Here is a 3,612-nt window from a genome sequence, read left to right on the forward strand (position 1 = left end):
CAGAAACAGTCCCCGTACATCTCGTCGCAACCTGTTGATTTGTTGCAGCAATTTGCTGGGAGGCGAACTATAGCAAGCGCCCTGAAATTATTCAAGAGATTAAGGAAAATAACGCAGCAATGTCTTCAAGCAGCGCCAATCCAGAACGTTGCGTGTCGCGTTTGCGCCTCCATCAGGGCGGCCGATATCGCGTTGCGGATATATCCGTCGAGCTCGTCGCGCCCAATCAATGCGCCCAGCTGGTCAAATGCATTCGGGGAAATAGCATGGCGGTTGATCCTGTGGCCGCGAGGTTGAGACCGCCCCGCGGCTCTTCTGCAAAGGGTCCAAGCAAATCTTCTAGAGCGCTTGAGCTGATCGAAACACTCCCAACCGTCCTGCCTGGATCGCGGATCGGATCCGATTCTTGCGCTCCCATTGGCAGCACGTAAAACTCGAGGATTGTTCCGGTTTGCGATCTCCTCACGACGCGCCATGACTATGCGGGCGCTGGCCTGCCAGTCCCGCCAGCGCGGGATGCGCGCAAATTATGCCAGGCCGGGGCGCAACTAACGTCCAGTCATCTCGGCCATGATTTGCGGAGCCAATTCCACCAGCGCCACCTGGGGATCACACTGTCCCGCGTCAACCTGCGCGATACACCCGAACAAGCGCGCTGAGAATTGCGCCGCCGACACTGCCTGCTTTTCCTGAACCGGCGCCAGCGCCATCGCCAGTCCATCCGCAGACAAGCGGACCGGCCCATCACCACCCGGGAGTTCCAGCAACTTCCTTTCGGCCGGGGATGGCATCGGCCTCGGGTAGGTTGCATTGCGAGCCGCTGAGCAGCGTGGGCGTGCCATCGTCATTGACCCACCCAGTGCCGACCAAGGAAAGAGGCTGTCTTCGCGCGTTTCCGACTGCAGCATGCCGTCATAGCACAACTGGTCGCAGTATTTGAGGATGCTGAGCTTGCAGCGGTAATGAAAGCGAAGGCTGACGCCGTCGTCCATACGTAACCGGTTCCTGAACGGCGTTGTATCTATTGGATCTTCAAGCCGACACAATCTCCTCCGAGTTCAACAATACGGGGCATGGACAAGCAGGAATTCCAGATCTCAAAAGGAGCGACCTGGCGTAATCGACTGGCGCGGCATGCGGGGAGCGGCAAGAGCATCGCCGCCTACTGCCGGGATGAGGCGATCTCGCAGGCTAACTGTCACGTCTGGCGCACGAAGCTAGCGAACGGCACCAACGAACGCGCCGCCGCGCCAACGTCAGCGCGGCCGCCGAGTATTCGCCGACGCTAACACCTATACACGCGCCACCGGCCATTTCCGGAGTCGACATATGCATCGATCTCGGCGGCGGTGTCGTACTGACGATCGCGAGGCGCTGATGTTCTTCCCCGAGGGCCAAGTGCGCGTCTTGCGGTACGGCCATCCGGTGAGCATGCGCTTGTCCTTTGACGGCCTGTACGCGTTGGCCAGGCACGTCATGTTGCAGGATCAATTGTCCGGCAATTTGTTCGCGTTCATCAACCGACGCGCCACACAGATAAAGGTCCTGTATTTCGAGCGAACCGGGCCGTGCGTCTGGGCCAAGCGCCTTGAACATGGCCGGCTGATCGGCAACTGGGCCGATGGTATATCCAAGAGCGCCTCGTCGGTCTGTCCGTGTCCCTGGACGAGCCCGACGTGTCGATCGACACCAACCACTTGGAGCGAGCCCTTCAGGTCATTCCGATGGGCCAAAAGAATTGGTTGTTCAGTTGGACGGAACCGGGCGCAAAGCATATTGGCATCGCGCAAAGCCTGCTGGCCACTTGCCGGCTGCATGGCATTAACCCCTACGACTACTTCGTCGATGTGCTACAGCGCGTCGGCCAGCACCCCGCATCGCTTGTGCACCAGCTCACGCCGCGCATCTGGAAGCAGATGTTTGCCGCCAACCCTTTGCGATCCGATCTGCATGACCTTCGTGGACGGCGTACGGACGCCGACTGGAGAGAAGCTTGTGCAGACAGTGACGAGTGAGCGGTGCATGCAGGTTTCGTGACGATGCAGTGCGCAAGCTTGCAGGGGGACGAGAAATGAATGCTTGTCACCTTACGCTGGCCTGTACATCGCCTCAGCATAATTACCTTTGAAAACCGGAAGAATTTTACGTTCAGGGGAAACCGTTTGCTCGGTACGACGACGCTGATTTCGGTCGGCATCGTCGCGCCGGCGATCTCGTCGACCACCGCCACCAACTGGTGGGTGGGCGACCTGGCCGGAATATTGGTCGTCACACCATTCTTGCTGTCGTGGCGTGTGCGTGCGCCGCCTTCGCGCACGCACACGCTTGCGCGACTGCGGGCTGGCCCTTGCCGCATTGGCGATTTTGCTGTGGCGGCTGTTCCATGCACCGGCCGATGGGTCGCGCCGTATCCTGGTGTTTGTATTGTTGCCCTGCATTGCCCTATGCGCTTACGCTTACCCGCACTCATCACTACTCTTCTCCTGAATAATCGAAGAATCGAGTGTGGTCGTGGCAATCATGAATTCATAGATGGGCTGGACGCTTACAAGCATTTGCCCGATCAGCGTGCAGCTTACCTGGGCGTTTGCGCGCACGATCCGGTCCTACAGTCCTTTAACAGCTCGGATCGATTCTATAAGTGGGATGGGCAAACGCGAATCATCGACCTCCGCTTTCGAGATCTGGGCTACTAGAGGCAGCCCACGTTGATCCACCAGTAGATGATGTTTGCAGCCGAGTTTGCCACGATCAGTTGGGTTCCGGCCGGTATGCTCGTCGCCAGCAGGTGATGGCACGCCTGCAGCGTCGACGCTGCCGCGGTGCCACATGATTTGGTCGTGCTCGCGAAGGCGACGCAACACTGCCTGATGGATACGCTACCAAACGCTTGCTTGCATCCATTCGTGAATGGCTACGCCAGTACGTCATACCGCTGTCACAGCCGAGTTCACGCGGAATGTATTCCCAATGTATTCCGGTCGTAAGGACGAACACGATGCCGGTCAGCGCTGCCCCATCGCTTATACGCGGCCGTCCACATCTTGGCGATCGGCGATGAGCCGGGAGATGGGCAGCTATAAGCGACCAAAGTTCTTCGGGCAGAGATGCTTAGGCCATGGCCTCAATCCGTCTGCGAACCCGGCCGGCATGCTAGTGCCAGGACTTTGATCGTGTACGTACGCTATCGTCCATACGATCGTTGCAGCGCGATAGCAGACGCGTCATGGCCACCACGCTGCCGGCACGCGCCGCAATGCCAATCTCGGCCAAACGCGCGTAGCCCGCAATCGGCGCCAGTTGATGGAAGCCGCCCACGACAGTCGCGGTTTTTGCCAGCGAAAAGGCAGCACACACCAATGCGGGCGGTGCATTTCCCGCTTCGTCAAGGATCGGCAAGTCGATGATACCGAACACGTGCGAACGGGGCTCTTACTGCTCACATTTCGTGCCGCTCCATGGAAGCGCCGCTTTCGAGCTGATCCTCCCGGCGAAGGTCGGGACATGGCCTGGCCAGGGAACCCCAAAAACCATCAGACGAAAAAAAACCCCGCACATTTCTGTACGGGGTTTCTCTCTTATAACTAGCCTGACGATAACCTACTTTCACAC

Annotated in this window: 5 protein-coding genes and 2 pseudogenes; 4 read left to right on the forward strand and 3 right to left on the reverse strand. The window is 58.7% G+C overall.

Annotation, left to right across the window (positions count from 1 at the left end; translation table 11 throughout):
• Positions 1-548 precede the first annotated feature (548 nt).
• The gene (locus V6M87_RS26980) at positions 549-992 is read right to left on the reverse strand and encodes a hypothetical protein (protein WP_332879766.1); all 444 of its coding nucleotides are present in this window, start codon (positions 990-992) and stop codon (positions 549-551) included.
• Between the two features lie 81 nt (positions 993-1,073).
• Here V6M87_RS26980 and tnpA point away from each other — a divergent pair, with 81 nt between their 5' ends.
• From tnpA to V6M87_RS26995, 4 genes and pseudogenes are all read left to right on the forward strand, one after another.
• Positions 1,074-1,289, forward strand: coding sequence for an IS66 family insertion sequence element accessory protein TnpA (gene tnpA / locus V6M87_RS26985; protein WP_332879767.1), 216 nt, complete (start codon positions 1,074-1,076; stop codon positions 1,287-1,289).
• A gap of 88 nt (positions 1,290-1,377) precedes the next feature.
• Positions 1,378-1,596: pseudogene (gene tnpB / locus V6M87_RS27330) on the forward strand (IS66 family insertion sequence element accessory protein TnpB); the annotation flags it as partial.
• Positions 1,597-1,625: 29 nt separating this feature from the next.
• Positions 1,626-2,015, forward strand: a pseudogene (locus V6M87_RS26990) (transposase domain-containing protein); the annotation flags it as partial.
• Positions 2,016-2,075: 60 nt separating this feature from the next.
• On the forward strand, positions 2,076-2,696 hold the full coding sequence (locus V6M87_RS26995; RefSeq protein WP_332879768.1) for a hypothetical protein: 621 nt from the start codon (positions 2,076-2,078) through the stop codon (positions 2,694-2,696).
• A gap of 55 nt (positions 2,697-2,751) precedes the next feature.
• Here the strand turns inward: V6M87_RS26995 and V6M87_RS27335 are convergent, their stop codons facing one another.
• The gene (locus V6M87_RS27335) at positions 2,752-3,105 is read right to left on the reverse strand and encodes a transposase (protein WP_442920648.1); all 354 of its coding nucleotides are present in this window, start codon (positions 3,103-3,105) and stop codon (positions 2,752-2,754) included.
• A 48-nt stretch (positions 3,106-3,153) separates the two neighbouring features.
• Positions 3,154-3,417 carry a hypothetical protein gene (locus tag V6M87_RS27000; protein WP_332879769.1) on the reverse strand — a complete coding sequence of 88 codons (264 nt, stop codon included), beginning with the start codon at positions 3,415-3,417 and terminating at the stop codon, positions 3,154-3,156.
• Positions 3,418-3,612 lie beyond the last annotated feature (195 nt).

The sequence above is a fragment of the Massilia sp. S19_KUP03_FR1 genome, from assembly GCF_036688685.1.
In the GTDB taxonomy this organism is placed as follows: domain Bacteria; phylum Pseudomonadota; class Gammaproteobacteria; order Burkholderiales; family Burkholderiaceae_D; genus JALYUM01.

Bases quoted from the DNA above. Each gene is read 5' to 3' on its own strand.
- V6M87_RS26980 (WP_332879766.1), bottom strand. From the start codon at position 992: ATGGACGACGGCGTCAGCCTTCGCTTTCATTACCGCTGCAAGCTCAGC.
- tnpA (WP_332879767.1), top strand. From the start codon at position 1,074: ATGGACAAGCAGGAATTCCAGATCTCAAAAGGAGCGACCTGGCGTAAT.
- V6M87_RS26995 (WP_332879768.1), top strand. From the start codon at position 2,076: ATGCTTGTCACCTTACGCTGGCCTGTACATCGCCTCAGCATAATTACC.